Raw genomic sequence first — 24298 nt, forward strand, 5'->3', positions numbered from 1 at the left:
ATTATAAGGAGGGAATGTATACCATGGCTAAATATACATGGGTAGAGAAAGATACTTGCATCGCGTGCGGAGCATGCGGAGCGACTGCGCCAGACATTTACGACTACGATGACGAAGGAATTGCGGAAGTCATCTATGAGAACGACGGAAATACAGGCAACACCGAAATTCCTGAGGATATGTACGACGACCTGCAAGACGCTTGCGACGGTTGTCCGACCGACTCCATCAAGATCGCCGACGAGCCGTTCAACGCGCCGGGCTAACCGATCTCCAATACGATACAGCAAGCCCCCTCATGACCGCGCGGACGGATGGAGGGGGCTTTTTTGACGCCGCCGGCTGCCAAGTTGTGAAAATGGTATCGACGAATTCGCATCCTCTGCCGATATACTTGATAGAGATCAGCAGGCGGAGGGATTAGTGATGGAGAAGCCGGAGGATATTATTTATCTGAAGCAATTCGTAAAACAGCATCCCGACAACAAGATGGGATGGTACTTGCTCGGCAAGCATTACTTGCAAGCGGGCAAGGAGAGCAAAGCTAATTATTGCTTTATTCAAGCAGGCGATATATATGAAGCTTTCGAGCAGGAGACGCATCCGCTGGCCGAGCAGCAGCTGCAGGAGCTGAAGGATTGGAACCAGCAGCAGAAGAAAAAAAGACTGGTTTGGAAGATCGCGCTGGCAGCCATACCGCTGCTGCTCATCGCCTTGTTGCTTCCGTTCAACCCTTTGTGGCACAAAGAGCCCAAAGATGACGGTCCGGCATTGCCTGGCCCAAACGCGCCGGGACTTGGCGTTGTATTCGTGCCGCAGAAGGAAGGGGGGCCAGTCGGCTATGCCATGAACGCCATCGTAGCGGCGGGAGGAGCGGCTCCCAAGCAGTCGCTGGCGATTCGTCTGGAGGAGAAGGAGGGCTGGAGGCAATGGAACGGACATTCCCGTTTCCTGATGTCAGCCACGAAGGAAGGCGCTAGCAGCCGCTTGGCCTTATCGATGCTCGACCGCGATACATGCATATGCGAGCCTGGCGACACCAGCGGCATCAAAAAGCTGTTCGGCGAATGGCGGGAAGCGCAAGAGATGCACTGGACGCTGGCTAGCGCCATTCATCAGTACAACCGGCTGTATGGCAAGTGGCCGCAGAAGCTTGAAGACCTGATACGTCCTTACCCGCACAATGTGCTGTCTGGAGAAGGCGATGGGATGAAGGAATGGTTCCCTTATGTTCTGGCGAAACTGAAGGAGAAGCAAAGGGGAAATGGAAAGCAGGAGCAGGGCGGAGATGACGAGGGTTCCGGCTCGAAGGAAGCCCAGAGGGGCCGAGGCATCGGTACGAACGGCATATTCCAGCAAGACTGGAGCAAGCCTTTGGAGATTGTCATTGACGTGTCGAACTACCGGCTAGCCGTCATTCAGGACAAAATGGTGATTCGAAGCTACGAGGTGGGGCTTGGCGGCGAGCGAACGCCTGAGGGCAATTTCTATATTAGCGAGAAAGTAAGAGATCCTAACGGTACGGATGACGGCATGTTCGGCAGCAGAGGGATGACACTGTCGAATACGCTGTACGCGATTCATGGAACGGATGATCCGGACAGCATCGGCAAGGACAAGTCGCTTGGCTGCATAAGGATGAAGAAGGCCGATGTGGAGGAACTGTTCGATATGGTGCCGCTCGGAACGGCGGTGAAAATTAAAAACGGGACGCTCCCGTCAGACGCGAAGCCGTCAGCTGACCGATTCAAGCTGGAGCCGCGGCAGAACGAGACCAATCCCGCCAAAGTGTATCAATGGTTGACGTAAGCAAAGCTTACGAAGTGACGATAAGAAGTGCCGCGACGGCAATGAATACGACCCCTACAATGGAGGCGATCCAGATCAACGCCTTCTTGTTCACTTCTTCCTTCGGTTTTGCTTTTAATGTGGCTGGCTTTCTTTTGGCTGCGCCCATTTTCAATCAACCTTTCTATAGCGATTTTCGGATTAACATGATATGCCTATATTGTAATCGTTTTCGTCAAAAGCCGCAATACAGCTTGGCCAAATGAAGCTTGCGCAGCTTGCGCGAGCTCTTTTCTTTTTGCTCCAAAAGGGATAAACTGTTCGTTAGAGCATACATACTGGAACGGAGTGAAAGCTTTGCTTTATTCATCTATACTTAAACCTATTTTTTTTAAAATGGACCCTGAGAAGGCCCATCATTTGGTCATCGACGGCATGGCGACAGGGAGCAGAATTCCCGGCATGACTGGCATTATGAACGCCATGTACGGGGTACCGGAGTCTCCGGAGCTTAAGATGAAGCTGTTCGGACTGGATTTCCCGCATCCGGTCGGTCTTGCGGCCGGATTGGACAAGAACGGCAAAGCGCCTGACGGATTCTCCAGCATTGGCTTTGGCTTTGCCGAAGTCGGCACGGTAACGCCGAAGGGGCAAGCCGGCAACGAGCTGCCGCGGCTGTTCAGGCTGCCGCCGGACGAGGCGCTCATCAATCGGATGGGCTTTAATAACGAAGGCGCGGCGGCGATGGCGGCTTCGCTGGCGAAGCGCAAGATTCACCGCGTTCCGATCGCCGTGAATATCGGGAAGAACAAAGTGACGCCGAACGAGCTAGCTCATGAGGATTACGAGGCATGCATTCGCATGCTGTATGATTATGGCGATTTCTTTGTGGTGAATATCAGCTCGCCGAATACGCAAGGCTTGCGGGACTTGCAGCATGGGGACGAGCTGAAGAAGCTGCTCGCCGCCGTCATGGACGAGTTGGAGACGCAGGCTGGCGCGCGCAAGCAGAAGCCGAAGAGCGTACTGGTCAAGATCGCGCCGGATATGTCCGAGGACCAGCTGGAGCATACGGTAGCGACAATTATGGAAAGCCGCGTGTCAGGCATTATCGCTACGAATACGACGTTGTCCCGCGATGGACTGGCTCATGCCAATGCGAAAGAAACAGGCGGCCTAAGCGGCCTGCCGCTCAAGGAACGCTCGACGGAAGTCATTCGCTCCGTCTATCGCCAGACAGGCGGTAAGCTGCCGATCATTGGCTCGGGCGGCATTTTTACTGCGCAGGATGCATACGATAAAATTCGCGCAGGAGCTTCGCTGGTAGAGATTTATACAGCATTAATCTATAAAGGTCCGGGCGTGTTGCGCGAGCTGACAAGCGGACTGAAGGAATGTTTGCGCAAGGACGGCTACCGTCATATTGCCGAAGCAGTGGGCGCAGATCATCGTTAGAAACAGGAGGCGGCCGGATGGACGGACGAGACTGGAGTCTATTTTTACAGCCTTATGAACAAGCAGTAGAGGAACTGAAGGTAAAATTCAAGACGATGCGCATGGAGCTTAAGCTGCGGGAAGCCTACGCCCCGATTGAATTCGTAACGGGACGGGTGAAGCGGGTCTCCAGCATCCTGGAGAAGGCAAGGCGGCTTGGCGTCGCCTCGGATCAGCTTGATACAGGCATCGAGGATATAGCGGGCATCCGAATTATGTGCCAGTTCGTCGACGATATCCGGCGCGTGGCGGAATTGATCCGCAATCGCAAGGACCTGCAGCTTGTCTATGAGAAGGACTATATTACAAATTACAAGGAAAGCGGCTATCGAAGCTACCATATGATCGTGAAGTACCCGGTGCAGACTGCGCTTGGTTCAATGGACGTGCTGGCAGAAATCCAGATACGGACCCTCGCGATGAATTTCTGGGCGACGATTGAGCATTCCCTCCATTATAAATTCAAGGAAAGCTTGCCCGATGAGGTGCGCATCCGCCTTAAGAAAGCGGCAGAAGCCGCATTTCATCTGGATAACGAGATGACAAGCATCCGCAAGGAGATATTGGATGCGCAGACGGAATTCGAGGAAGAATCCAATGTCGTCTCGCGCGTGCTCAGCGGCATTCAGGATCTGTACTTCTATCATCGCATCCGCGAAGCGGCGCAATTCCAGATGAAGTTCAATGAGCTGTTCGAGCAAGAAGACTATGCGGGACTCTCTTCTCTCGCGGTGGATATCAGCCAATCGATTGCAAAGGCGAAGAAGACCAGCGCCAGCGATTAATCAAGGGTTGTAAAAACCTCCGGTACGGCCGCTTCAAGCGGCTGTGCCGGAGGTTTCTTGTTCACTTATGAGTCCTGATGGAAAAAGGATGGCTTAGGCAAAACTAGCTTGAGGATTTCTTCGGTTGATAGTTGTCGTTAATATACGTCAGGATTTCCTCAGCCGTCTTGCCTTGCTTGCTTAAGGCGATAACTTCCTCCATCTCTTTCTTGCAGATGCCGCAGCTCGTGCTGTGGTCTGTCCAGGTTACGCTGCCGTCATCCGCGGGGTGCTCTGCCCAATAACAGCGCAGCAGCGAGTCATGGGGCTCGTCGAATTCGGTGCCCTGCATGCAGCCGCAGTAGCAAGGAATGCCGCTAAGCATATGCATGTGGCTATGAACTTCAGAATAGAGATCCTTTGTCAGCTTCGTATGGTTTTTCAGAAAGCCGGGCAATGTTGTGACGGATGAAGTAGTCTCCCACATCTCCGAACCATGGAGATGCGCCTTGCCTTTGTCGTCGCTGGTGCCGCAGGCAGCCAGCAGCGTAATGAGGGCGAATCCTAACAATAAAGCATACATAATCGATCTTGCAGTGCTTCCTTGTTCTTGGCTGCCAGCTTCATTAGGTTCGGAAGACGGTGCTTCGCTCCTTCTCATCACTGCGCATCAGCTCCCGCATGTTTGGTGAAGAATGCTTTGAAGTCGTCAAGCGTATGCCCGACCGTTGTGCCCTCTTCGCGGAGGCCGCCTTCCAGCCGGTCAACTTCCACGCCGTCCTTGTAGTACAGCAGCGTAGGTGTCGATTCCACATTCAGCTTCATGCCGTATTCGCCAAATTCCAGCAAGTTGAACATCGGCATATCAACTCCCATATCGTTGACGATCGGCATAATTTGAGGCGTTGTGTTCAGACAGTATTTGCAAGTCGAGGAAAACGCATACAAAAAGAAGTCTTCTTTTGCGTCAATCTTATTATCCATTTCAGCAGGCAATATGATATTCTGATAGTTAGGATTGTCAAGCAGCGAGCGTGTGGCGGGGTTCAATTCGGAAGCGGGCATCCCGTAAAGCTTATTGTCTTTCTCCAGATTGCCAAGCACAAAGATAGAACCGAATAAAATAATGACTACACCGATGTACACGTAAATCATACTAAACTTCTTCTTTTTCTTTTTCATCTTTTAACCTCCGCTTCAATGTGATGGTCATGTCAATATGCAAGTCGTTCATGCCTCACTTACTTTTTATTATATACCAAAGCGGAGTAGGTTTGTACATGCAGGATGTCCTACGGGACACAGCGGGAGGAAAGGCGCAGAATGGGCAATATACCGGCAAAGTTTCTAGAAAAAATGCAAAAATTGCTTGAATCGGAATTTGACAATTTTATGTCATCCTACGATGCTCCGAGAGTATATGGCTTGCGGATCAATCCGCTTAAGCTCGACCGGGAACAATGGAGGCGGATATCGCCGTTAGGCGGTGAATCCGTCAGACCCGTACCTTGGGCAAAGGAAGGCTACTATTATAAAGAAGGCGACAGACCGGGCAAGCATCCGCATTATCATGCCGGCTTGTACTATATCCAGGAACCGAGCGCTATGCTGCCTGTAGAACTGTTGGATGTGCGCCCGGGCCATCGCGTGCTGGATCTGTGCGCAGCCCCTGGCGGCAAGTCGACACAGATTGCCGGCAAGCTAATGGGAGAAGGCGTTTTGATCAGCAATGACAATTCAGCAGAACGAACGAAAGCGCTGGCCAAAAATATCGCGCTGGCCGGAGTGCGCAACGCAGCGGTATTCAATGAGGAGCCAGCTGCGCTTGTGCCTGCATTCCGCGAGTGGTTCGACCGCATTCTCGTTGACGCGCCTTGCTCAGGCGAAGGCATGTTCCGCAAGGATGAGGGCATGGCGGCAAGCTGGGACAGCTACTCGGTTGAACGCTGCATGGAGATGCAGCATGACATATTGGAGCATGTGGCGGCCATGCTTGCACCAGGGGGACTGCTAGTCTATTCGACATGTACGTTTTCGCCGGAGGAGAACGAATCGCAAATTGCCAAGTTCCTGCTTCGCCATCCCGAATTCGCAGTAGAGAAGGTTCATCCCGCTGGCGGCATCTCGCAGGGAAGACCGGAGTGGATCGACGCAGCTGCGGCTGGCAAGCTTGGGGAAGAGCGTGCACACAGCCTTCTCGGCACGGTAAGGCTATGGCCTCATCTGCTGGAGGGCGAAGGACATTACGCAGCAGTGCTGCGCAAATCGGAGGAGCGCGAAGCTGCCGGCGGCATATTGGACATCCGTGAGAAAGCTCCGGAGGACGTGAGCGCCGGCCCTGTCAAGCGCAAGAAGGACAAGAAGCGGGCCGAGGATACGAGGCCTGTTCGTGGGGACAAGACTCCAGCCATAGAAGTAGTACCTGCCGACGCTTGGCGCAAGTTCGCGGCGGAGGAGCTTGGGCTGATTCATACTTTGGAGACGATGAACGTTGTGCATTACGGTTCGCTGGTCTATTTGGCCTCTGCTCAGCTGCCGTCACTGGACCGGCTTCGAGTCGTGCGTCCGGGCTGGTATCTCGGCGATTCGAAAAAGGGCAGATTCGTTCCTTCCCAGGCGCTTGCAATGGGATTGACGCGTGCGGAAGCCAAGCGCTCGATCAGCTGGAGGGCGGAGTCTGACGAGATTCAGCGGTATTTGAGAGGCGAGACGCTGTTTGTGGATAAAGGGGAACTGGACATTGCCGATGGAGCTTTAGCGAAAGGCTATGTGCTGGTCTGTGCTGACGGGTATCCGATCGGCTGGGGGAAATATGTGGACGGCATGCTGAAGAACGAGCTGCCGGCCGGATGGAGGCAGCAATAACGATGGCAGAAAAATTACGGATAGACAAGCTGCTTGCGCATATGGGCTTCGGGACGAGAAGCGAGATCAAGAGGGCAGTCAAGCTCGGGAAAGTAGCAGTGGACGGCAAGGTAGTGAAGGATAGCGGACTCATTGTCACGCCAGCCCAGCATAAGGTTACCTTCGACGGCGAGACGGTCGTTTACCGTGATGTAATCTATTTGATGATGAACAAGCCGCAGGGCGTCATCTCTGCAACGGAGGATGGCAGAGAGCGGACCGTTGTTGACCTGCTGGCGCCGGAGGACCGGCTGCTAAACCCGTTTCCAGTCGGACGGCTGGATAAGGATACGGTAGGGCTGCTTCTGCTGACCAACGACGGGGGACTGGCTCATGAACTGCTGTCTCCCCGCAAGCATGTAGACAAAATGTACGAGGCGCTAGTGCAAGGGAATGTGAACGAAGATGATGCGAGCGCATTCCAGGCCGGCGTGACGCTGGATGACGGATATGTGACATTGCCTGCAGAGCTGCAAGTGCTAAGCCGCTCGCTGCCCCGAGATTCGAACGGTGTCATAGACGATGACGGAGATCAGGCTGCGCCAGTCCATTCTCTTATCCGTCTGACGATCAGGGAAGGAAAGTTTCACCAGGTCAAAAGAATGTTCCAGGCTGTAGGCAAAAAAGTGCTGACTCTAAAGCGTGTGTCCATGGGGCCGCTAAAGCTGGACGAGTATTTGCCTGAAGGACATTACCGGGAACTGACGGAAGAGGAAGTGGAGCTGCTGAAGGCCCATCGAGGCACGGGCAAGCAGTGAGAACCAAGACATAGAAAATGGGATAGGAGCGTTGACAGAATGAAACTTGCTTACGATTTAATTGCTCTTGACGTAGATGGTACGCTGCTTACGGATGACCATAACTTGCTTGAAGAAGTGAAGGAAGCCGTCCACGAGGCGGTGCAGGGAGGCGCCGACATTGTGTTATGCACGGGTAGAGGACCGATGGGAACCTTCCCCGTTCTGTCGGAGCTTGAGCTTAGCGGCATTCTCATTACGCATAACGGCGCGGCAACTATTCGTTCCGAAGACCGCGAGGTTTTGTTCCAATATGATATCGACAGCGGTGATTTGTTGGGAGTGCTCGATTATTGCAGGGAGCACCAGATTCACTTTGACCTGAACACTGCTTTTGATATGTATGTAGAGACGGTGACGGAAGAAGTCTTGCGAATGTATGAGCATCATAAAGTTGAGCCTATTATGAGCAGCTTTGCCGGGCAGCTTCCTGAAGGCATGGTCAAAGTGACGCTATTCGGCTCCAAGGAACTGATGGACCGCACAGAGTCGCATTGGGCGCAAAGGAAGCACGGCCTGCAATTCATCCGCAGCGGAGATTTCTTCATAGACGTTCAAAGTCCCAGCTCCAGCAAAGGAGTAGCGCTGAAGCAGTTTGCCGAAGGGAAAGGAATTGACAGGGAGAAAATATTGGCGATCGGCAATTATTACAATGATATATCCATGCTTCAATATGCCGGACTTGGCATTGCGATGAGCAATTCACCGGAAGCCGTGAAGGAAGCGGCCGACCGGATTGCGGGTTCCAACAATGAAGGTGGAGTCGCGGCAGCAATCAGGCAATATGCCTGGCAGCAGGAATAATAGATTTGCACCTGGCAAAAAAGGACGGATCGGGCAGAGCCCGAGAACGTCCTTTTTCTCATGCTATGACATATGGAGAATGCGCTATGCAGCAAGCTCAGGTTACGGCACGATCCGCTTCTTTCTCGCAACAGATGTCAAGGTTTGTTTATTACAGGAATACTCTCGTAATGATGACGAGCAGAATAAACAGAACCAGGATTACACCTGTCGTCGTGTAGCCTCCATACACACCGGACATGTCAATTCCTCCTAGACTGTAGTTACCGATAGGCGGGGCCTGCAGGCTCTTGGTAGGGGAGCTCCCCTTTATCGGTATACGATATCCTATGCGCCGCGTACGAATTGGCTTGGACGGCTGTCCAGCCGAATTAGAAACCCGATTTGCGGTTGGGGAAAATAATGAAAAAAAGTTCATGAAGAAAAGCGCATGGATTCATTGACAACCATGAATCAAAATGAATAAGATTGAAAGGATACTATGGGACATTTGACCAGTCTGGCTTTTTTCAGGCCTGCTATTACTCAGCTCCATCCTAGTGGCAGGAGTACGGCTATGCTCCCATGCAGATCCGTCATCTGACAGACGGATCTATGGATTGAATAACTTAGGACATAACAGAGCGACGATTCAATATACATCAACTTATTGCACAGCCTACATCTACTTAATGCGGAGGTACAACTATTCATGAAAGTCTTACAAGTGGAACGCTCTCCCGGATTGCGCGGTTCGGTCAAGATCCCGGGCTCCAAGAACAGCTCGCTGGCACTGGTGGCTGCGGCATGCTTAACGGATGAAACCGTTATATTACACAACATTCCTGACATCGCCGACTATCGCGTCATTAGGGAAATCGCTCATGAAATCGGAATTTCCATGGAAGTGACGGGCTCAGGCACGGTAGCTATTCATCCGGCCGGCATTCGCCATGCCAAGATCGACCCTGTCAAATCGGCAACTTTCCGAACAGCTTACTATTTCATAGGCGCGTTGCTGAGCCGTTGCGGAACGGTATCTGTGGGCTATCCGGGCGGGGATGACTTCGGCGATCGTCCGATTGACCAGCATATCAAGGCTTTAAAGGCGCTAGGCGCCCAGTTGTCTTTCCATGAGAAGTATTACGAAGCAAGCGCGCGTCAATTGCAGGGCGCCGATATTTACTTCGACACCATTACATCGGGGGCTACGATTAATGCGATGCTGGCAGCGGTGCGGGCCAAGGGCTCAACCGTGCTGCGCAATGCGGCGAAGGACCCTGAAGTTGTCGATACCGCCCAATTGCTTATCGCCATGGGAGCGCGCATAACGGGAGCGGGAACGGACACGATCCGTATTGAAGGCGTTCGATATTTGCACGGTTGTACGTATACAGCAGTTCCCGACAGGCTTATTGCGGGATCTTTCTTGATCGCTGCCGGCGTTACCGGCGGAACCATAACGGTTGAGGATGTCATTCCGGAGCATCTGGGATCGACGATTGCCAAGCTGAGAGAAATCGGTCTTCAGATTGAGACAAACAGCGACTCTATTACCGCTTACGGCGAGGGTCCGCTGCGGGCGACCCGAGTGAGAACAGGCATGTACCCAGGTTTCCCTACCGATCTGCAGCAGCCGCTCACTGCGCTAATGCTGCAGGCTCCGGGCAAAAGCATCGTAACGGACAAAATTTATCCGAAGCGGTTCGCGCATGTGCAGCAGCTGAGAAGAATGGGAGCCGACATCGAACTCCGCACAGGCTCTGCTTTTATTAAGGGCGGCTTGCCTCTGCGCGGCAATTTGGTTCATGCCTCTGATATTCGCGCGGGCATTTGCTTGCTGCTTGCAGGGTTGGCGGCTGAAGGAACCACGCAAATTACAGGCGTCTATCATTTCGAACGCGGCTATGAGAATATCGTGGACTCATTCCGTTCGCTTGGCGCGAAGCTGGAAGTGCGTGAAACCCATGATGCGGATATAGAGCTGCCGCAAGTGAATTAAGGTCGATCTCAAGATTGGGGGAGCTGGTAATGAGGGCTGTTTCATGCATATTGTTTGATTTGGACGGTACATTGCAGGATAGCGAGAATCTTGCTACTGAAGCGAATCGGGCCGGGTTCCGTTCTGTGCTGGAGCGGGAAGCGACGGAGGAAGAGCTGAATCAACTCAAAGGCAAGCCCGTTGCCAAAGTCATCGGCATTCTCTACCCGGAACACGGCGCTCGAATATTCGAGCATGCCATTCGCTATTATGATGCGAACTGCACCGCCATCTCGCTTTACGCTGGCGTGCGGAATATGCTGGAGCGGCTGGCGGAGTCGGGATACCCCCTGGGAATCGTATCTTCCAAACGTAAGGCATATGTCCTGCGCGAGCTGGAGGCGAACGGCCTGCTATCTTTTTTTGATTGCATCGTAGGCCAAGAGGATACGGAGGAGCATAAGCCGAAGCCCGCTCCCTTGCTGCTGGCGGCAGAACAAATGGGTGTGCCCGCCGCCGAATGCATGTACATAGGCGACCAGCTTGGCGATATGCTGGCAGCATCCGCCGCCGGCATGGCAAGCGCCGCTGCGCTATGGGGGGAAGGAGAGCTGGAGCTGCTTGAGCAGGGGCAGCCCCAGCATGTATTTGCGACCCCCGAAGAGGTTGTCTCGCATCTTATTAGCGCGAACAGTCCCCACGAATCAGCCGGTTAACACCAATGCAAGAAACCCAGTCCGATATTCGGACTGGGTTTCTTTGCTTTATCGATTGCCGCGTCCGCCTGAGCGCCCGCCGCCGCTTGGTTTTCCTTGTCTTCCGCTGCTGCGCCCGCCGGATCGTCCGCCGGATTGCTGGCCTCTCTGGCTCTTGCCGCCAGCCGCTGGAGAACGCTTCGGCCCGCGGTCGGAGGAACGACCGCTATCCCGGCGGTTGCCGCCATCCCGCTGCTTGCCGCGCGGGCTGCCGGACTCGTCCGCAACCGCCCACGGATTGCTGCTGTCTGCCACTGCAGCAGTCGGTTTCTGACTGCGGGCAGTCGGCTTCGCGGAGCCGCGGCCTCCTTCGCGTAGTCCCTTGCGGTCGCTGCCGCGTCCGCCGCTTCGTCCTGCCGGCCTGCCGGAAGCCTGGCCCCGTCCTGCCGGTCTGCCGGAAGCCTGGCCCCGTCCTTCACGGCTGCGTTCATTGCCGTTAGGGCGTTGTGCCCCGCGAGCGGAAGACAGTTCGCCTTCGCGGTCAATGGAGCGATGCTCCAGACGGGCGCCGATGCTCTTCTCGATCGCCGCCAACTTGGAGGCATCGTACGGCGTCGCGAGTGTGACGGCCATGCCCTTCTGTCCGGCGCGGCCGGTTCTGCCGATACGGTGAATGTAGCTTTCGCCATCGAGCGGCATGTCGTAATTGTATACATGGGTGACGCCTTCTACGTCAAGGCCGCGGGCCGCTACGTCGGTTGCTACGAGCACCTGGAGACGGGCTTCGCGGAATCGCTTCATGACTTGCTCCCGCTTCGCCTGCGTCAAGTCGCCGTGCAGCTCGTCCGATTCGATGCCTTGATCCTGTAGCGCTTCATTAAGCTTCTTCGCCCGAACTTTTGTTCTGCAGAAGATAACGGCCAGGTAGGGCCGGTGCTGCTCGATCAGATGGACCAGCGCGCGCTGCTTTCCGCGGTCAGTCGTATCTACTACAAGCTGCTTGATGCTGTCCAGCGTAACATTGGCGCTGCGGATCTGCACATCCTCCGGCGCGTTCATATATTCCGAGGCAAGCCTGCGGATGGCATCCGGCATCGTAGCGGAGAACAGCATAGTCTGGCGCGCTCTTGGCGTCTGAGTGATGATGCTCTCGACCTCGGGCAGGAAGCCCATATGCAGCATTTGATCCGCTTCATCAAGCACGAGCATGGACAGCTTGCCGAGGCTTACTGTTCCGCGCGTCATATGGTCGATCAGCCGTCCAGGAGTCGCTACTACAATATGCGGCGCGCGCTGGAGCTTGCGGATCTGCGCCTCCACGTCCTGACCGCCGTAAGCCGCCAGCACATTGGCGCCGACCGCCGGCGCAAGCTTCTTCAGCTCGGCTGTAATCTGGATAGCCAATTCCCGTGTCGGAGTGAGAATAAGCGCTTGCACCTGTTCTTTATTTACATTAATCCGCTCCAGAATTGGCAAGGCGAAGGCCAATGTCTTGCCTGTGCCCGTCTGAGCTTGAGCGATGACATCTTTGCCGTTCATCAGCAGCGGAATCGTCTGCCGCTGTACAGGGGTCGGCTCGCTAATGCCAGCCTGTTTCAATAAGTCGTTCAGCCCCCCGGTTACCCCGAGCGCTTGGAATGCGTTAGCCATTCGATATGTTCCTCATTTCATGTCATATGTAGTTAAGTATAACAGTTGCAGAGAACATGTGCATCTTAGAAATGCATATGCTATGCTTATAGCCATCATCAAGAAGAGGAATGAGAGCATGCAGACATCAGGAACAATCCGGTCCATGATTAAGCCCGGACTGGAAGTGCATATCGTGCTGAAGCAGGATCAGCGGACCGGGAAGCTGACCAGGGGCGTCGTGAAGGATATTCTGACGAATTCTCCGCAGCACCCGCACGGCATTAAAGTAAGACTGCAGGATGGCGCAGTCGGCCGCGTCAAAGAAATTTTGTCGTAAGATCAGAACATGAACAGCGGCTCTGGAGCGAAGGGGCTTCGGCGGAAGGCAAGGAGGATCGGCAGCATGGCATTCGGCATTACCCGCAAGGAGATGAGGGAATGGAAGGAGCGCGTCCTGCGTGGGGAGATCGCCTTCCTGACGCACTATTGGCTGGACGAACGCTTTCCCGGCGTTCGGACCGTTACGAAGGCAGGGTGCTCGGATTTGGACAAGCTGGCTGCCTGGTGCAGGGAGAACGGCTTGAATCCGGCCTACATCCATAAGCGCGAAGAGTATCCTCACTTTGATCTGATAGGTTATAAGCAGGCTGAAATTTTACAGAAAGAAGGCCGGTACGACCACATGGAGCGGTTCGGCATCCGGACCTTTGGAGCGGGTACGAGGGGAGACGGGGATCTTGCAGGAGAGAAAGCTTGGCAACAGACGGATTGAAGAACTAAGCTTGAACGGCTGGCCGGCTCTGCAGACGATTCTGCAGGACGGTTGGCTGCTTCGATTTACCGAGGGCTATACGAAGCGATCCAATTCGGTTCAGCCGATCTATGGATTTAGCGGCGATCTGGATAGGCAGATTGGGCGTTGCGAGGAGCTATACCGTGCTCAAGGCCAGCCGGTTGTCTTTAAAATTACGCCATTTGCGGAACCTGGCACCCTGGATGCCAGGCTGGAGGAGCTGGGTTACGAGCGGATCGACCATACGCTGGTCAAGACTGCATCGATTGACGAGCTTCCGGAACCCCGATATGGGGAGGGCTTCCATTGGAGCGCGGAACTAACGGACGAATGGCTGGAGGCCATTGTCCGGTTACAGGGCCTTAGCGACCGGGCACGGGATACGACACGGCGGATGCTGGCGGGACAGCCTTTGCGCAGAGCGTTCGGCCTGTTCAAGCGCGGGGATGTTCCAGTTGCAGCAGGGATGGTCGTGCTGGAGGAGGGCTATGCCGGCTTGTATGATATTGTAACGGACGCAAGCGAGCGCGGCCGGGGGTACGGGGAGGCGCTTACCCTCGGGCTGCTGGGATGGGCTGGCGAGCATGGCGCCAGAATGGCTTATCTGCTTGTTGTGAAGAGCAATGCGGCAGCAAATCGGCTATATGACAAATTCGGGTTTATGACACAATACGAATATTGGTACCGGGTGAAGAAATAGTGGATCAAAATGATGACTCCCTTCGGGGAGCTTTTTTTGTTAGGAAGTGCAGCGACATCATCATAAAAAGAATCTGGTGCAACTTGCGGTGGAAAAGCAGCGTTAGTAAGAGTAGATGCGGATGGATGATCATGGAAAAGGGCAAGCTGATGGAGATTATTCGTCATTGTGGAAATTGCTTAGTCCTCGTTCACGGCGAACATACAGATACAAGGAGAGATAGGTATGACTAGAACCTTTATTGTATTGGCAGGCTTACTATCTGTCATCGCAGGTCTCGCTTATATCGGCACAACCTGGCTTGCAGCAGACTTCCTGGGACCGGAGGCCGGTTCTGAACGGGATACCGTCCGGTTTTGGGGGATATGTTCGATCATTGCCGGCGCGCTGCTGCTTGGATTGCTGTCTGCCCGCCCTTGGATGAAGGAAGGACTTAGCGACGGCTTGCTTATTGCTGCTCTCTCGGCGATATTCATCATTCAGATTCCCCCGTTCGGGTTATGGATGCTGGGGTTTATCATAAGCGGGTATACCGCGGTATTGGGAATATTGTTGCACGGTGCGCTGATGGTCTGCGTATGCGTGACGTTTGGATTTGCCAGAAGAGGCTTGGCCAGGGAAGCCGCTTGAGAAATTATGAGCTGCAAGGCCGCTGCCGGCTTGACATGAAAGAGCAAGGACTTATATAATCGGTAGTAATTGTTTGAATGATAGGAATTGGCGTTGAAGAGGAACAGTACAGGCGTTGCATCGGAATAGAGAGCCGGCGGTTGGTGAAAGCCGGACCATGCGCGCAGGGAAGCTCGCCTCGGAGCCGAACGGCCAACCTTTAGCAGCTAAGGCGAACCGTTCCGCATCGTCCGCGTTAAGGACGACAAGTGAGCAAGGGCAGGGCATGCCTGATGCTAACTAGGGTGGTACCACGGGAGAATATCCTCTCGTCCCTAGCGTTAATCCGCTGGGGGCGGGAGGTTTTTTTATGTTTTCTAGACGATTAGGAGGAAGCACGAATGACTCAGGAACACCAACGACACGGCTATAATCCGCTAGCGATTGAGCCGAAATGGCAGCAATATTGGGACGCGAACAAGACGTTCCAGACTAAGGAAGACGCAGGGAAGCCTAAATTTTACGCTCTGGATATGTTCCCGTATCCGTCTGGCGCGGGGCTTCATGTAGGCCATCCGGAAGGCTATACCGCTACCGATATCGTATCCCGCTACAAGCGGATGAAAGGCTTCAACGTACTCCATCCGATGGGCTGGGATGCATTCGGCCTGCCTGCGGAGCAGCATGCGCTCGACACAGGGCAGCATCCGCGTGATATTACGTTCAAGAATATCGACAACTTCCGCCGTCAGATCAAATCGCTGGGCTTCTCCTACGATTGGGATCGCGAATTCAGCACGACGGACCCCGATTATTATAAATGGACACAATGGATCTTCATTCAGCTGTATAAGCGCGGTCTGGCTTATGTAGCGGAAGTGCCGGTCAACTGGTGTCCGGCGCTTGGCACCGTTCTTGCGAACGAGGAAGTGATCGACGGCTTGAGCGAGCGCGGCGGCCACCCGGTTATCCGCAAGCCAATGCGCCAGTGGATCCTGAAAATTACGGAATATGCAGACCGTTTGCTGGATGATCTGGAAGAGCTGGACTGGTCGGAGAGCATCAAGGATATGCAGCGCAACTGGATCGGCAAGTCGACGGGCGCGGAAGTTACATTCGATATTGACGGGCATGAAGGTTCTTTGGATGTGTTTACGACTCGCCCGGATACATTGTTCGGCGCGACATATTGCGTTCTGGCTCCAGAGCATGAGCTGGTGGCCTCGATTACGACTGCCGAGCAGAAAGCAGCCGTAGAAGCCTATCAGGAAGCTGCTGCGCGCAAGAGCGATCTGGAGCGCACAGATCTCGCGAAGGACAAAACGGGCGTATTCACGGGCGCATATGCGGTCAATCCGGTGAATGGCGCAAAAACGCCGATCTGGATTGCCGATTACGTGCTTGCCGGATACGGCACAGGCGCGATTATGGCCGTTCCGGGCCATGATGCAAGAGACTGGGAGTTTGCGAAGCAATTCGATCTGCCGATTATTGAAGTAGTGGAAGGCGGGGACATCTCGAAGGAAGCTTTCGCGGGAGACGGCAAGCATGTCAACTCGGATTTCCTGAACGGACTGAACAACGCAGACGCGATCAAAGCGATGATCGCGCATCTGGAAGAGGCGGGCAAAGGCAAGGCGAAGGTTACTTACCGCCTGCGCGACTGGCTGTTCAGCCGCCAGCGCTACTGGGGCGAGCCGATTCCGATCCTGCATCTGGAGGACGGCACGATGAAGCCGGTGCCGGAAGACCAATTGCCGCTGCTGCTGCCTGATGTCGATGCAATCAAGCCATCCGGCACGGGCGAATCCCCGCTGGCGAACGTGACGGAGTGGGTCAACACGGTTGATCCGGAGACGGGCATGAAGGCTCGCCGCGAGACGAACACAATGCCGCAATGGGCGGGAAGCTGCTGGTATTACCTGCGCTTCATCGATCCGAAGAACGACAAGGAGATTTGCTCGCCTGAGAAGCAGAAGGAATGGCTGCCGGTAGACTTGTACATCGGCGGCGCGGAGCATGCGGTGCTTCACCTGTTGTACGCGCGCTTCTGGCACAAGGTGCTGTATGATTTGGGCATTGTGCATACGAAGGAGCCGTTCCACAAGCTGGTGAACCAAGGCATGATCCTCGGCACCAACAACGAGAAGATGTCCAAGTCGCGCGGCAACGTCATCAACCCGGACGATATCGTGAACGAATTCGGCGCGGATACGCTTCGTATGTACGAGATGTTCATGGGGCCGCTTGAGGCGACAAAACCTTGGAGCACGAATGGCGTAGAAGGCTCTTACCGCTTCCTGGCGCGCGTATGGCGTCTGTTTGTGAATGAGGACGGAACCATCAGCTCCAAAATTGGTGACGGCGAGACAACCGACGTATTCAAGCGCACGTGGCATCGCTCCATTAAGAAAATTACGGACGATTACGAGAATTTGCGCTTCAATACGGTTATCAGCCAGCTGATGATCTTCGTGAACGAAGCGTACAAGACCGATGTATTGCCGCGTGAAGCGATGGCGCAGTTCGTGCAGCTGCTCTCCCCGATCGCGCCGCACATTGCGGAAGAGCTGTGGGAGAAGCTTGGCTTTGAAGGCTCGATCACTTATGCCGCTTGGCCGACGTATGACGAAGCATGGACAGTCGATCAGGAAGTGGAGATCGTTGTACAGGTGAACGGCAAAATCGTCGAGCGCATCTCGATCGCTGCCGATACGAATGAAGCGGATATGGAGGCCTTGGCGAAAGGACGGGAGAAAGTGCAAGAGCTGATCGCTGGCAAGACCGTCCGCAAAGTTATCGCGGTCAAAGGAAAGCTTGTCAATATTGTAGCCAACTAATCGAATACGACTCGCAATCCGAAGAGGTGAGCGGGCTTTAGCTGAAGAACAGCTATTGTCCGTTCACCTCTTCGCCGTAGAAAGCGGTAGAAACCTTAACGAGATCCTCGTTGTACTTGGCATGTGTCGTTCTAATCAGACTGTTGAAGATGCCGTCGGTCTCCCTCCGCAGCAGATGCAGCGCCTTCGCTGTGATGCCACCCGGCACCGCGACGCGCTCCTGAATTTCTTCCGGAGTCATCCGTCCTTCAGTAAGCAGCAAGCCGGTGCCCAGCAGCATATTGGCCGCAACTTGCAGCGCTTCGCTGCGAGGAATGCCCGTCTCTTCTACCGCCGCATCTATGAACTGCTGCAGCAGAAAAGCCATGAACGCCGGGCCGCAGCTCGAAATGTCAGATACGATGCGCGTATAGTCCTCCTCAATGCGCAGCGGCTCGCTGATGTGGGAGAATAGCGACTCCAGCCGCTTCTTATCCTTCTCGATCATCGTCTCGCCGTAGATGCACAGAGAAGCCCCGCTCCATACCATATTGGTTATGCTGGGGATTATTTTGGCAACCTTGCAGTTCAGCTCTCCTTCCAGGTGAGAGACGAGAACGGGACTTGTGATCGACACGACAATCTGCTGGGGCAGGATGACGGATTTAATATCCTGAACAACATGAATAAACTCATGCGGCTTGACGCACAGGAAGAGGATGTCGCTGCCGCGGGCGGTCCCCGCGTTCGTATATTCGGCTCTCATGCCGGGATACCGGTCGGCTATCGCCTGCGCTTTGGCATACGTGCGATTGCTGATGGCGATTTCTGCAGGCGCAAGGGCGCCGGAAGCGACCAGCGCTTCTATCAGCAATGTTCCCATCGAGCCCGTTCCGATAAATCCTACATTCATGCTAAGCCCTCCTATACCGATTACGCGTAATGTATGTTCTTATATCCTATTCCGCAAGACTTGTTTCGTATGTCACGAATTACCAATTTAATTATAGGAAGGAGAAATGGATATGAGCTTGCTTATGTCAGACCGTAAAACTGGGAGGAGGAATAAGCTGCTGGCTGCCCTTTGCGGAGCCGGCGCAATGCTTCTTGTTGCAACGGGATTAATCAGCGGCGCGCCGGAGAAGAAGGAGGAATGGATACCGCTGAATGATGCCGTGCAGGCGTCGCTGGATGCCATGAATGGAAGCGCCGCTCCCGCGCCGTCAGCGGACCCGCAGATCCATATGGAAGCTCAGCATGAAGATCTGACTGGGAAAGCGGCGGTTTCAGCCGAGGCTGCTCCCGAGCCTCCTGCTTCTGGTTCTCAAGCCGGGGAGGCGTCTCCGCTGCCTGCTGCAACGCCTGTATTCACGAGCAGGGATGAGATGGGAAGACTGGATTTGAACCGCGCTACAGCGGACGAGCTCACGGAGCTGAAGGGAATCGGGCCATCCAAGGCGCAGGCCATAGCGGATGACCGTCAGCGCAACGGAAATTTCAGAAGCGTCGATGATTTGATTAGGGTGAAGGGGATTGGCGAGAAGCTTTTGGCCGGGATCAAAGAAAGCGTTGTCGCCCGCCCGTGAATGTGAGAGAATGGAAGCGATACAGTCATATTTTACTAGATTTCGAAAACAATCGAGGAGGATCACAAAAATGACAGAAGAAAGAAAATTGTCGCTAGAAACGCTATCCGTCCACGGAGGCCAGGCGATCGACCCTACGACGCTGTCGCGCGCCGTGCCGATCTACCAGACGACCTCGTACGGATTCAAAGATACGGATCATGCAGCTAACTTGTTCTCGCTGCAGGAATTCGGAAATATTTATACTCGCATTATGAACCCGACGACGGATGTGTTCGAGAAACGCGTAGCGGAGCTGGAGGGCGCTCCTGCAGCTCTGGCGGTAGCATCCGGCCAAGCGGCGATTACTTATGCGATCCTGAACATCGCAGGCTCCGGCGACGAGATCGTATCGGCGACAAGCTTGTACGGCGGTACATATAACCTGTTCTCGACAACGCTGCCGAAGCTGGGCATTCAAGTGAAGTTCGTGGATCCTTCAGATCCCGAGAACTTCCGTGCCGCAATTACGGACAAGACTAAAGCGGTATATGCAGAGACAATCGGCAATCCGAAGGGCGATGTCATCGATCTGGAGGCAGTAGCGGCTATTGCTCATGAGCATGGCGTGCCATTCATTGTCGACAATACATTCCCAAGCCCTTATCTGTGCCGCCCGATTGAGCATGGAGCAGATATTGTCGTTCATTCCGCCACCAAGTTTATTGGCGGCCACGGCACGTCGATCGGCGGCGTTATTGTGGACAGCGGCAAGTTCGATTGGAAAGCTAGCGGCAAATTCTCTGGACTGACAGAGCCGGATCCAAGCTATCACGGCGTTGTATATACCGATGCGGTAGGCCCGATCGCCTACATTATTAAGGCGCGCGTACAATTGCTGCGCGATATGGGCGCGGCTTTGTCGCCGTTCAACTCCTTCTTGCTGCTGCAAGGCCTGGAGACGCTGCATCTGCGCATGGAGCGCCACAGCTCGAACGCGCTTGCAGTTGCGGAGTATCTGGAAGGCCACGAGGCGGTAGAGTGGGTGAACTATCCTGGTCTGAAGAGCCATCCGTCGTATGAGCTGGCACAGAAGTATTTGCCGGACGGAAGCGGCGCGATATTGACGTTCAGCATCAAAGGCGGCGTGGAAGCGGGCAAGAAGTTGATCAACGGGGTTAAGCTGTTCTCGCATCTCGCGAACGTAGGCGATTCCAAGTCGCTTATCATTCATCCGGCAAGCACGACGCATCAGCAGCTGTCGGCCGATGAGCAAGACGCGGCAGGCGTAGCGCCAGGCATGGTTCGCCTGTCTGTCGGCACAGAAGGCATCCGCGATATTCTGGCGGATCTGGAGCAGGCGATTGCGGCAAGCCAGCAAGGCTAATGCTGTCAGTACTGGCGTCGGCGCCGGCTTAGGATTACAATAGAATCAATCATATGGATTAGAAGCGGGCACATCCGCATCATCTTAGAATACAGGTACAGCCAGAGACGGGGAGGAAACGATGACCTCAGCAACAAACGATGCCATCCGCAAGGATTGGGACACTTATTTCATGGATATCGCTTATATGGTATCGACACGCTCGCGTTGTCCGCGCAGACATGTCGGAGCGGTGCTTGTGCAGGGCAAGAAGCTGCTGGGAACCGCGTATAACGGCGCCCCTATGGGCGCGCATGACTGTCTGGAAGCCGGCTGCATGATTTCGGAAGAGGTCGAGGTGAAGCAGGTTGACGGCGTGGAGCAGGTGATCCGCAAGCAGCGCTGTATCCGCACCATTCATGCGGAGCAGAACCTGCTGCTGTTCACCGACAGGGCGGATCGTGAAGGCTCGGTCGTCTATGTCACGGACCAGCCATGCTGGACATGCGCCAACATGCTGGCGAACAGCGGCGTAGAAGAAATCGTCTATCATCGCGCGTATCCGAAGGACAGTGAAAAGGTGTATGCGTTAATGGCTCAGCAGGGCATCGCGTTCCGGCAGGTGGAGCATTATACGCCGCCAGCCCAAGCAGGGATGGAAGTTACGTCATAATAGAGTTGGCAGATGCGATCCTGGCATCGGTCCATTCATAGAGCAGGGAGGAACCCTCAGCCGCATGGCATTTGCGGCTGAGGGTTCTTTTTATTTGGGCGATCGGGGGTGCTTGATGTGATGACCATGAATAGAAGGCCGCTTGTATGGTTCGCCGTATGCTTCGTGCTGGGAAGCAGCGCTGCGGCGGGACTTGGCTGGCGCGGCACGCTATATACGGCTGGCGCAGCGCTGCTGCTGACAATAGCAGCCATCCTTAGCAGACACGGGAGCAGAGGGCTTGCAATCATTTGCCTGCTCGGATTTTGCGCGGCAGCCGGAGAGCGGCTGTGGGCGGATTCTCGTAATGTAACGGAGCTGCAGGAGCTGCTTGCGGTCGCAGAATCGGACGGCCCCAGAGCGGCCTATGCGGTCCGCATCAGCGGCACGATCATCTCAGCGGTCGAGGTGGATGGAGACCGCGCCCAGTTCCGCTTGGAGGCAAGCTCCGTCCAAGCGGCAGGAGACGAGCCGCTCGCGGTGCGCAGCGAGCGCTTGATGGTCCAGCTCCGGCTTGCAGCGCAGCCGGAGCAAGAGATCGCCGCGGCTTGGCAGCGCGGCGATCAAGTGCGTATCGACGGCGAGCTGTCGCTGCCGGCGATGGCAACCAATAGCGGCGGCTTCGACTACCGCCGCTATCTCCGCAGCCAGGGCATCCACTGGCTGCTGAAGAGCAAAGGCGCAGCCGCCCTCGCCGTAGAGGCTTCGGCGGCTGAAGCCTTCTCCGCGGCCGCTGTATACGGCCGCGTCGACGCCGCGCGCGCATGGCTGGGCGCGCGGCTCGACTACCTGTATCCGGCAGAGCAAGCCGGATACATGAAAGGGCTGGTTCTCGGCATCCGCGAGGATCTCGATCCCGAGCAATTCAACCAATTCGCGCGGCTGGGATTGACGCATATATTGGCGATATCGGGGCTGCATGTCGGCGTCTTCATGTACGCCTTGACCAGCCTGCTCAAGATGCTGCGACAGCCGCGGGAGCGGATTCTGCTTATCTTAATGGCAGCCGTCCCTTTCTATGTGCTGCTGACGGGCGCCTCGCCATCCGTGCTGCGTGCGGGCTTGATGGCCATGCTTGGCCTTGCCGCCGCCCGGATGGGCAAGCTGAAGGACGGCTTGCACTTGATTTCTGCCGCAGCGGTTGTTCTGCTATTGTTCAACCCGTATCTGCTTAACGATGTCAGCTTCCAGCTGTCCTTTATTGTTACGCTGGGACTCATTCTCGGTGTGCCGCCATTGCGGCGCGCTATGCCGAAGTGGAGGCGAGGAGGCTGGCTGCTGGATCTGGCTGCGGTCACCGTTGTCGCACAATTGGTCTCGTTCCCCGTCACGATCTACTATTTTAACCAATTCAATCTATTGTCGCTGCTTGCGAACTTTGTGCTTGTTCCTTTCATCAGCATGATCGTGATGCCAGCGGGCGCCGCTGCGCTTGTGCTGTCGGTTGTATGGCCGTGGGGGGCCAAACGGATTGCAGATCTGTCCGTCCTTGCCAATGACGGATCGTTCGCAATCATAAGGTGGCTGGCGGATCAATCTATGTTCAGGCAAGTATGGGGCACCCCTCCGCTGTGGTGGGTGGTTGTCTGGCTGCTGCTGACGGGTGCGGTTTTTCGGGTGCTGGAGGGATATCGCGCAGGCGCCATGGAGATTTCTGGTACACGGGAACAATCGGAGCAAGAGATTGAAACGGCTCCGATAGATGAGCATAAGCAATATGGAAACTGGAAGCAAAAAGAGGGGAAAGCGTTTCCCGTTTCTGAAAAAAGGCGCACTTACAGGCCTTTCTTCATCTATTTGGCAGTCTCTATATTGCTGCTGGTTTACGCTTATATGCCTGATGCTTTCGACCGTAGGGCTGCGGTAAGCTTTTTGGACGTCGGGCAAGGGGATGCTGCGCTGATTCGGACGGCAAGCGGCAAACATATTCTCGTTGATGGCGGCGGCGCAATATCGTTCCGCAAGCCGGGCGAGGAGTGGAGAGACCGCAGCGACCCGTTCGAGGTGGGGAGCAAGGTATTGGTCCCTTTGCTGAGGGATAGGGGCGTGCACCGAATTGATCTTATGATTCTGTCTCATATGGATACCGATCATATCAAAGGGCTAATTGCGGTTATAGAAGAAATGCCCGTCAGGCAAATATGGTGGAACGGCACGCTGAGGCCTTCGGAGGATTCAAGCAGGCTAATGAAAGCCGCGCTTCGTGCCGATATTCCAATGTACGCTCCGCTTGCGGGCGAGAGCAGGTCGCTGGATAAGGAGACGCATCTGGAAGTGCTGTGGCCGGTGGAACGAAAGCCGGGCATTCCCGTAATGAAAGATCAGAACGAGCATAGCCTTGTCGTCGCCATACAGCTGTACAATAGCCGATTCCTATTCACAGGAGATATTTCCGTCAAGACGGAGAGTGCGATCGTCCGGGCAACGAGAGAGCGGAATCTTGCTCCGCAACAGCCTGTCGACATGATGAAGATTGCCCATCATGGCAGCCGTCATTCTACCGGCAGCGAGTGGCTGGCCTATTGGCGGCCGGCTGGCGCGGTCGCTTCGGCAGGAGCTGCGAATACTTACGGCCACCCCCATCCCGACGTATTGGGGCGATTGAGGGAGGCAAGCGTTGCAGTATGGAGGACGGATACCGGCGGCGAGGCCAAATTCAGAGTTAACCGCTTGGGAATATGGACTCTCCAGAAATGAATAGCTATACGTATATCTATTAATTTGGTATTCTTTAATGTGGAGTTCTCTACTTGCTGCGAGATAGGGCTCTGTTTGCACAATTCCGCAAAAGAAGACAAAATGATATAAATCCATGTTTTTTATTAATAAAAATAAAAATTCGTTTTAACGACCTGCAACATTTAACGCAACCCGTCCGTCAGTAAGGTTGCAAGAG

24 protein-coding genes and 1 other annotated feature are annotated in these 24298 nt (G+C 54.7%); of the genes, 18 read left to right on the plus strand and 6 right to left on the minus strand.

Translation table 11 applies throughout. The features are described from left to right. Nucleotides 1-23: 23 nt before the first annotated feature. On the plus strand, nt 24-266 hold the full coding sequence (locus D3P09_RS19385) for a ferredoxin (RefSeq protein ID WP_120113043.1): 243 nt from the start codon (nt 24-26) through the stop codon (nt 264-266). A gap of 160 nt (nt 267-426) precedes the next feature. Beyond that, nucleotides 427-1809: a L,D-transpeptidase family protein gene (locus tag D3P09_RS19390; protein WP_120113044.1), complete on the plus strand. Its 1383-nt coding sequence runs from the start codon at nt 427-429 to the stop codon at nt 1807-1809. Nucleotides 1810-1816: 7 nt separating this feature from the next. On the opposite strand, the gene D3P09_RS27770 is transcribed toward D3P09_RS19390, so the two are convergent. Next, nucleotides 1817-1957 (minus strand): hypothetical protein, encoded by a 141-nt coding sequence (locus D3P09_RS27770; RefSeq protein ID WP_165867508.1) that lies wholly within the window; start codon nt 1955-1957, stop codon nt 1817-1819. 188 nt (nt 1958-2145) lie between these two features. Between D3P09_RS27770 and D3P09_RS19395 the strand changes: the two genes are divergently transcribed. Together D3P09_RS19395 and yjbM are read left to right on the plus strand one after the other, a co-directional pair. Further along, complete coding sequence (locus D3P09_RS19395; RefSeq protein ID WP_120113045.1) at nt 2146-3243, plus strand: quinone-dependent dihydroorotate dehydrogenase; 1098 nt, start codon at nt 2146-2148, stop codon at nt 3241-3243. A 17-nt stretch (nt 3244-3260) separates the two neighbouring features. After that, a complete protein-coding gene (yjbM, locus tag D3P09_RS19400) occupies nt 3261-4067 on the plus strand; it encodes a GTP diphosphokinase (protein ID WP_120113046.1) in 807 nt (268 codons plus the stop codon). Nucleotides 4068-4170: 103 nt separating this feature from the next. On the opposite strand, the gene D3P09_RS19405 is transcribed toward yjbM, so the two are convergent. Together D3P09_RS19405 and D3P09_RS19410 are read right to left on the minus strand one after the other, a co-directional pair. Continuing rightward, on the minus strand, nt 4171-4707 hold the full coding sequence (locus D3P09_RS19405) for a PCYCGC motif-containing (lipo)protein (protein ID WP_120113047.1): 537 nt from the start codon (nt 4705-4707) through the stop codon (nt 4171-4173). Next, entirely contained in the window at nt 4707-5228 is a 522-nt protein-coding gene (locus D3P09_RS19410) for a thioredoxin family protein (protein WP_120113048.1), read from the minus strand. The genes D3P09_RS19405 and D3P09_RS19410 overlap by 1 nt, the downstream gene beginning before the upstream one ends. Nucleotides 5229-5369: 141 nt before the next feature. Between D3P09_RS19410 and D3P09_RS19415 the strand changes: the two genes are divergently transcribed. From D3P09_RS19415 to D3P09_RS19425, 3 genes are read left to right on the plus strand one after another with little or no spacing between them, the layout of a single operon-like run. Then, nucleotides 5370-6911: an RsmB/NOP family class I SAM-dependent RNA methyltransferase gene (locus tag D3P09_RS19415; protein ID WP_120113049.1), complete on the plus strand. Its 1542-nt coding sequence runs from the start codon at nt 5370-5372 to the stop codon at nt 6909-6911. 2 nt (nt 6912-6913) lie between these two features. Then, on the plus strand, nt 6914-7708 hold the full coding sequence (locus D3P09_RS19420; protein ID WP_120113050.1) for a pseudouridine synthase: 795 nt from the start codon (nt 6914-6916) through the stop codon (nt 7706-7708). A gap of 39 nt (nt 7709-7747) precedes the next feature. Next, nucleotides 7748-8551: a Cof-type HAD-IIB family hydrolase gene (locus D3P09_RS19425; RefSeq protein ID WP_120113051.1), complete on the plus strand. Its 804-nt coding sequence runs from the start codon at nt 7748-7750 to the stop codon at nt 8549-8551. Between the two features lie 151 nt (nt 8552-8702). Here the strand turns inward: D3P09_RS19425 and D3P09_RS19430 are convergent, their stop codons facing one another. Continuing rightward, a complete protein-coding gene (locus D3P09_RS19430; protein WP_116045057.1) occupies nt 8703-8792 on the minus strand; it encodes a sporulation protein YjcZ in 90 nt (29 codons plus the stop codon). A gap of 450 nt (nt 8793-9242) precedes the next feature. Here D3P09_RS19430 and murA point away from each other — a divergent pair, with 450 nt between their 5' ends. Continuing rightward, nucleotides 9243-10532, plus strand: a complete 1290-nt coding sequence (gene murA / locus D3P09_RS19435; RefSeq protein ID WP_120113052.1) for a UDP-N-acetylglucosamine 1-carboxyvinyltransferase — start codon at nt 9243-9245, stop codon at nt 10530-10532. Nucleotides 10533-10561: 29 nt separating this feature from the next. Then, nucleotides 10562-11227 carry an HAD family hydrolase gene (locus tag D3P09_RS19440; protein WP_120113053.1) on the plus strand — a complete coding sequence of 222 codons (666 nt, stop codon included), beginning with the start codon at nt 10562-10564 and terminating at the stop codon, nt 11225-11227. A gap of 48 nt (nt 11228-11275) precedes the next feature. Here D3P09_RS19440 and D3P09_RS19445 read toward each other — a convergent pair whose 3' ends face one another. Next, nucleotides 11276-12856, minus strand: a complete 1581-nt coding sequence (locus tag D3P09_RS19445) for a DEAD/DEAH box helicase (RefSeq protein WP_120113054.1) — start codon at nt 12854-12856, stop codon at nt 11276-11278. Between the two features lie 118 nt (nt 12857-12974). On the opposite strand from D3P09_RS19445, the gene D3P09_RS19450 reads away from it, so the two are divergent. The 5 genes from D3P09_RS19450 (at nt 12975) to leuS (ending at nt 17780) form a co-directional block, all read left to right on the plus strand. Next, on the plus strand, nt 12975-13175 hold the full coding sequence (locus D3P09_RS19450) for a YwbE family protein (protein ID WP_120113055.1): 201 nt from the start codon (nt 12975-12977) through the stop codon (nt 13173-13175). 66 nt (nt 13176-13241) lie between these two features. Beyond that, a complete protein-coding gene (locus tag D3P09_RS19455; protein ID WP_243644314.1) occupies nt 13242-13610 on the plus strand; it encodes a hypothetical protein in 369 nt (122 codons plus the stop codon). Beyond that, entirely contained in the window at nt 13576-14331 is a 756-nt protein-coding gene (locus D3P09_RS19460) for a GNAT family N-acetyltransferase (protein ID WP_120113056.1), read from the plus strand. The genes D3P09_RS19455 and D3P09_RS19460 overlap by 35 nt, the downstream gene beginning before the upstream one ends. Nucleotides 14332-14556: 225 nt before the next feature. Continuing rightward, nucleotides 14557-14961 carry a hypothetical protein gene (locus tag D3P09_RS19465; protein ID WP_120113057.1) on the plus strand — a complete coding sequence of 135 codons (405 nt, stop codon included), beginning with the start codon at nt 14557-14559 and terminating at the stop codon, nt 14959-14961. An 84-nt stretch (nt 14962-15045) separates the two neighbouring features. Then, nucleotides 15046-15280 (plus strand) — a binding site (T-box leader). Between the two features lie 61 nt (nt 15281-15341). Beyond that, nucleotides 15342-17780, plus strand: coding sequence for a leucine--tRNA ligase (gene leuS, locus D3P09_RS19470; protein WP_120113058.1), 2439 nt, complete (start codon nt 15342-15344; stop codon nt 17778-17780). Between the two features lie 52 nt (nt 17781-17832). Here the strand turns inward: leuS and comER are convergent, their stop codons facing one another. After that, nucleotides 17833-18672, minus strand: a complete 840-nt coding sequence (comER, locus tag D3P09_RS19475) for a late competence protein ComER (RefSeq protein WP_120113059.1) — start codon at nt 18670-18672, stop codon at nt 17833-17835. Nucleotides 18673-18784: 112 nt separating this feature from the next. Between comER and D3P09_RS19480 the strand changes: the two genes are divergently transcribed. From D3P09_RS19480 to D3P09_RS19495, 4 genes are all read left to right on the plus strand, one after another. After that, nucleotides 18785-19345, plus strand: a complete 561-nt coding sequence (locus D3P09_RS19480) for a ComEA family DNA-binding protein (protein WP_165867509.1) — start codon at nt 18785-18787, stop codon at nt 19343-19345. Between the two features lie 70 nt (nt 19346-19415). After that, nucleotides 19416-20711, plus strand: coding sequence for a homocysteine synthase (locus D3P09_RS19485; protein WP_120113061.1), 1296 nt, complete (start codon nt 19416-19418; stop codon nt 20709-20711). A 121-nt stretch (nt 20712-20832) separates the two neighbouring features. Continuing rightward, entirely contained in the window at nt 20833-21363 is a 531-nt protein-coding gene (locus tag D3P09_RS19490; protein ID WP_120113062.1) for a deoxycytidylate deaminase, read from the plus strand. 120 nt (nt 21364-21483) lie between these two features. Continuing rightward, nucleotides 21484-24099 (plus strand): DNA internalization-related competence protein ComEC/Rec2, encoded by a 2616-nt coding sequence (locus D3P09_RS19495; protein WP_120113063.1) that lies wholly within the window; start codon nt 21484-21486, stop codon nt 24097-24099. Nucleotides 24100-24298 lie beyond the last annotated feature (199 nt).

Source organism: Paenibacillus pinisoli, from assembly GCF_003605435.1.
Taxonomy (GTDB): domain Bacteria; phylum Bacillota; class Bacilli; order Paenibacillales; family Paenibacillaceae; genus Pristimantibacillus; species Pristimantibacillus pinisoli.

What these genes read in the sequence shown, in the direction of transcription:
- D3P09_RS19385 (WP_120113043.1), top strand. Translation starts at nt 24, where the DNA reads ATGGCTAAATATACATGGGTAGAGAAAGATACTTGCATCGCGTGCGGA.
- D3P09_RS19390 (WP_120113044.1), top strand. Translation starts at nt 427, where the DNA reads ATGGAGAAGCCGGAGGATATTATTTATCTGAAGCAATTCGTAAAACAG.
- D3P09_RS27770 (WP_165867508.1), bottom strand. Translation starts at nt 1,957, where the DNA reads ATGGGCGCAGCCAAAAGAAAGCCAGCCACATTAAAAGCAAAACCGAAG.
- yjbM (WP_120113046.1), top strand. Translation starts at nt 3,261, where the DNA reads ATGGACGGACGAGACTGGAGTCTATTTTTACAGCCTTATGAACAAGCA.
- D3P09_RS19405 (WP_120113047.1), bottom strand. Translation starts at nt 4,707, where the DNA reads ATGAGAAGGAGCGAAGCACCGTCTTCCGAACCTAATGAAGCTGGCAGC.
- D3P09_RS19410 (WP_120113048.1), bottom strand. Translation starts at nt 5,228, where the DNA reads ATGAAAAAGAAAAAGAAGAAGTTTAGTATGATTTACGTGTACATCGGT.
- D3P09_RS19415 (WP_120113049.1), top strand. Translation starts at nt 5,370, where the DNA reads ATGGGCAATATACCGGCAAAGTTTCTAGAAAAAATGCAAAAATTGCTT.
- D3P09_RS19420 (WP_120113050.1), top strand. Translation starts at nt 6,914, where the DNA reads ATGGCAGAAAAATTACGGATAGACAAGCTGCTTGCGCATATGGGCTTC.
- D3P09_RS19425 (WP_120113051.1), top strand. Translation starts at nt 7,748, where the DNA reads ATGAAACTTGCTTACGATTTAATTGCTCTTGACGTAGATGGTACGCTG.
- D3P09_RS19430 (WP_116045057.1), bottom strand. Translation starts at nt 8,792, where the DNA reads ATGTCCGGTGTGTATGGAGGCTACACGACGACAGGTGTAATCCTGGTT.
- murA (WP_120113052.1), top strand. Translation starts at nt 9,243, where the DNA reads ATGAAAGTCTTACAAGTGGAACGCTCTCCCGGATTGCGCGGTTCGGTC.
- D3P09_RS19440 (WP_120113053.1), top strand. Translation starts at nt 10,562, where the DNA reads ATGAGGGCTGTTTCATGCATATTGTTTGATTTGGACGGTACATTGCAG.
- D3P09_RS19445 (WP_120113054.1), bottom strand. Translation starts at nt 12,856, where the DNA reads ATGGCTAACGCATTCCAAGCGCTCGGGGTAACCGGGGGGCTGAACGAC.
- D3P09_RS19450 (WP_120113055.1), top strand. Translation starts at nt 12,975, where the DNA reads ATGCAGACATCAGGAACAATCCGGTCCATGATTAAGCCCGGACTGGAA.
- D3P09_RS19455 (WP_243644314.1), top strand. Translation starts at nt 13,242, where the DNA reads ATGGCATTCGGCATTACCCGCAAGGAGATGAGGGAATGGAAGGAGCGC.
- D3P09_RS19465 (WP_120113057.1), top strand. Translation starts at nt 14,557, where the DNA reads ATGACTAGAACCTTTATTGTATTGGCAGGCTTACTATCTGTCATCGCA.
- leuS (WP_120113058.1), top strand. Translation starts at nt 15,342, where the DNA reads ATGACTCAGGAACACCAACGACACGGCTATAATCCGCTAGCGATTGAG.
- comER (WP_120113059.1), bottom strand. Translation starts at nt 18,672, where the DNA reads ATGAATGTAGGATTTATCGGAACGGGCTCGATGGGAACATTGCTGATA.
- D3P09_RS19480 (WP_165867509.1), top strand. Translation starts at nt 18,785, where the DNA reads ATGAGCTTGCTTATGTCAGACCGTAAAACTGGGAGGAGGAATAAGCTG.
- D3P09_RS19485 (WP_120113061.1), top strand. Translation starts at nt 19,416, where the DNA reads ATGACAGAAGAAAGAAAATTGTCGCTAGAAACGCTATCCGTCCACGGA.
- D3P09_RS19490 (WP_120113062.1), top strand. Translation starts at nt 20,833, where the DNA reads ATGACCTCAGCAACAAACGATGCCATCCGCAAGGATTGGGACACTTAT.
- D3P09_RS19495 (WP_120113063.1), top strand. Translation starts at nt 21,484, where the DNA reads ATGACCATGAATAGAAGGCCGCTTGTATGGTTCGCCGTATGCTTCGTG.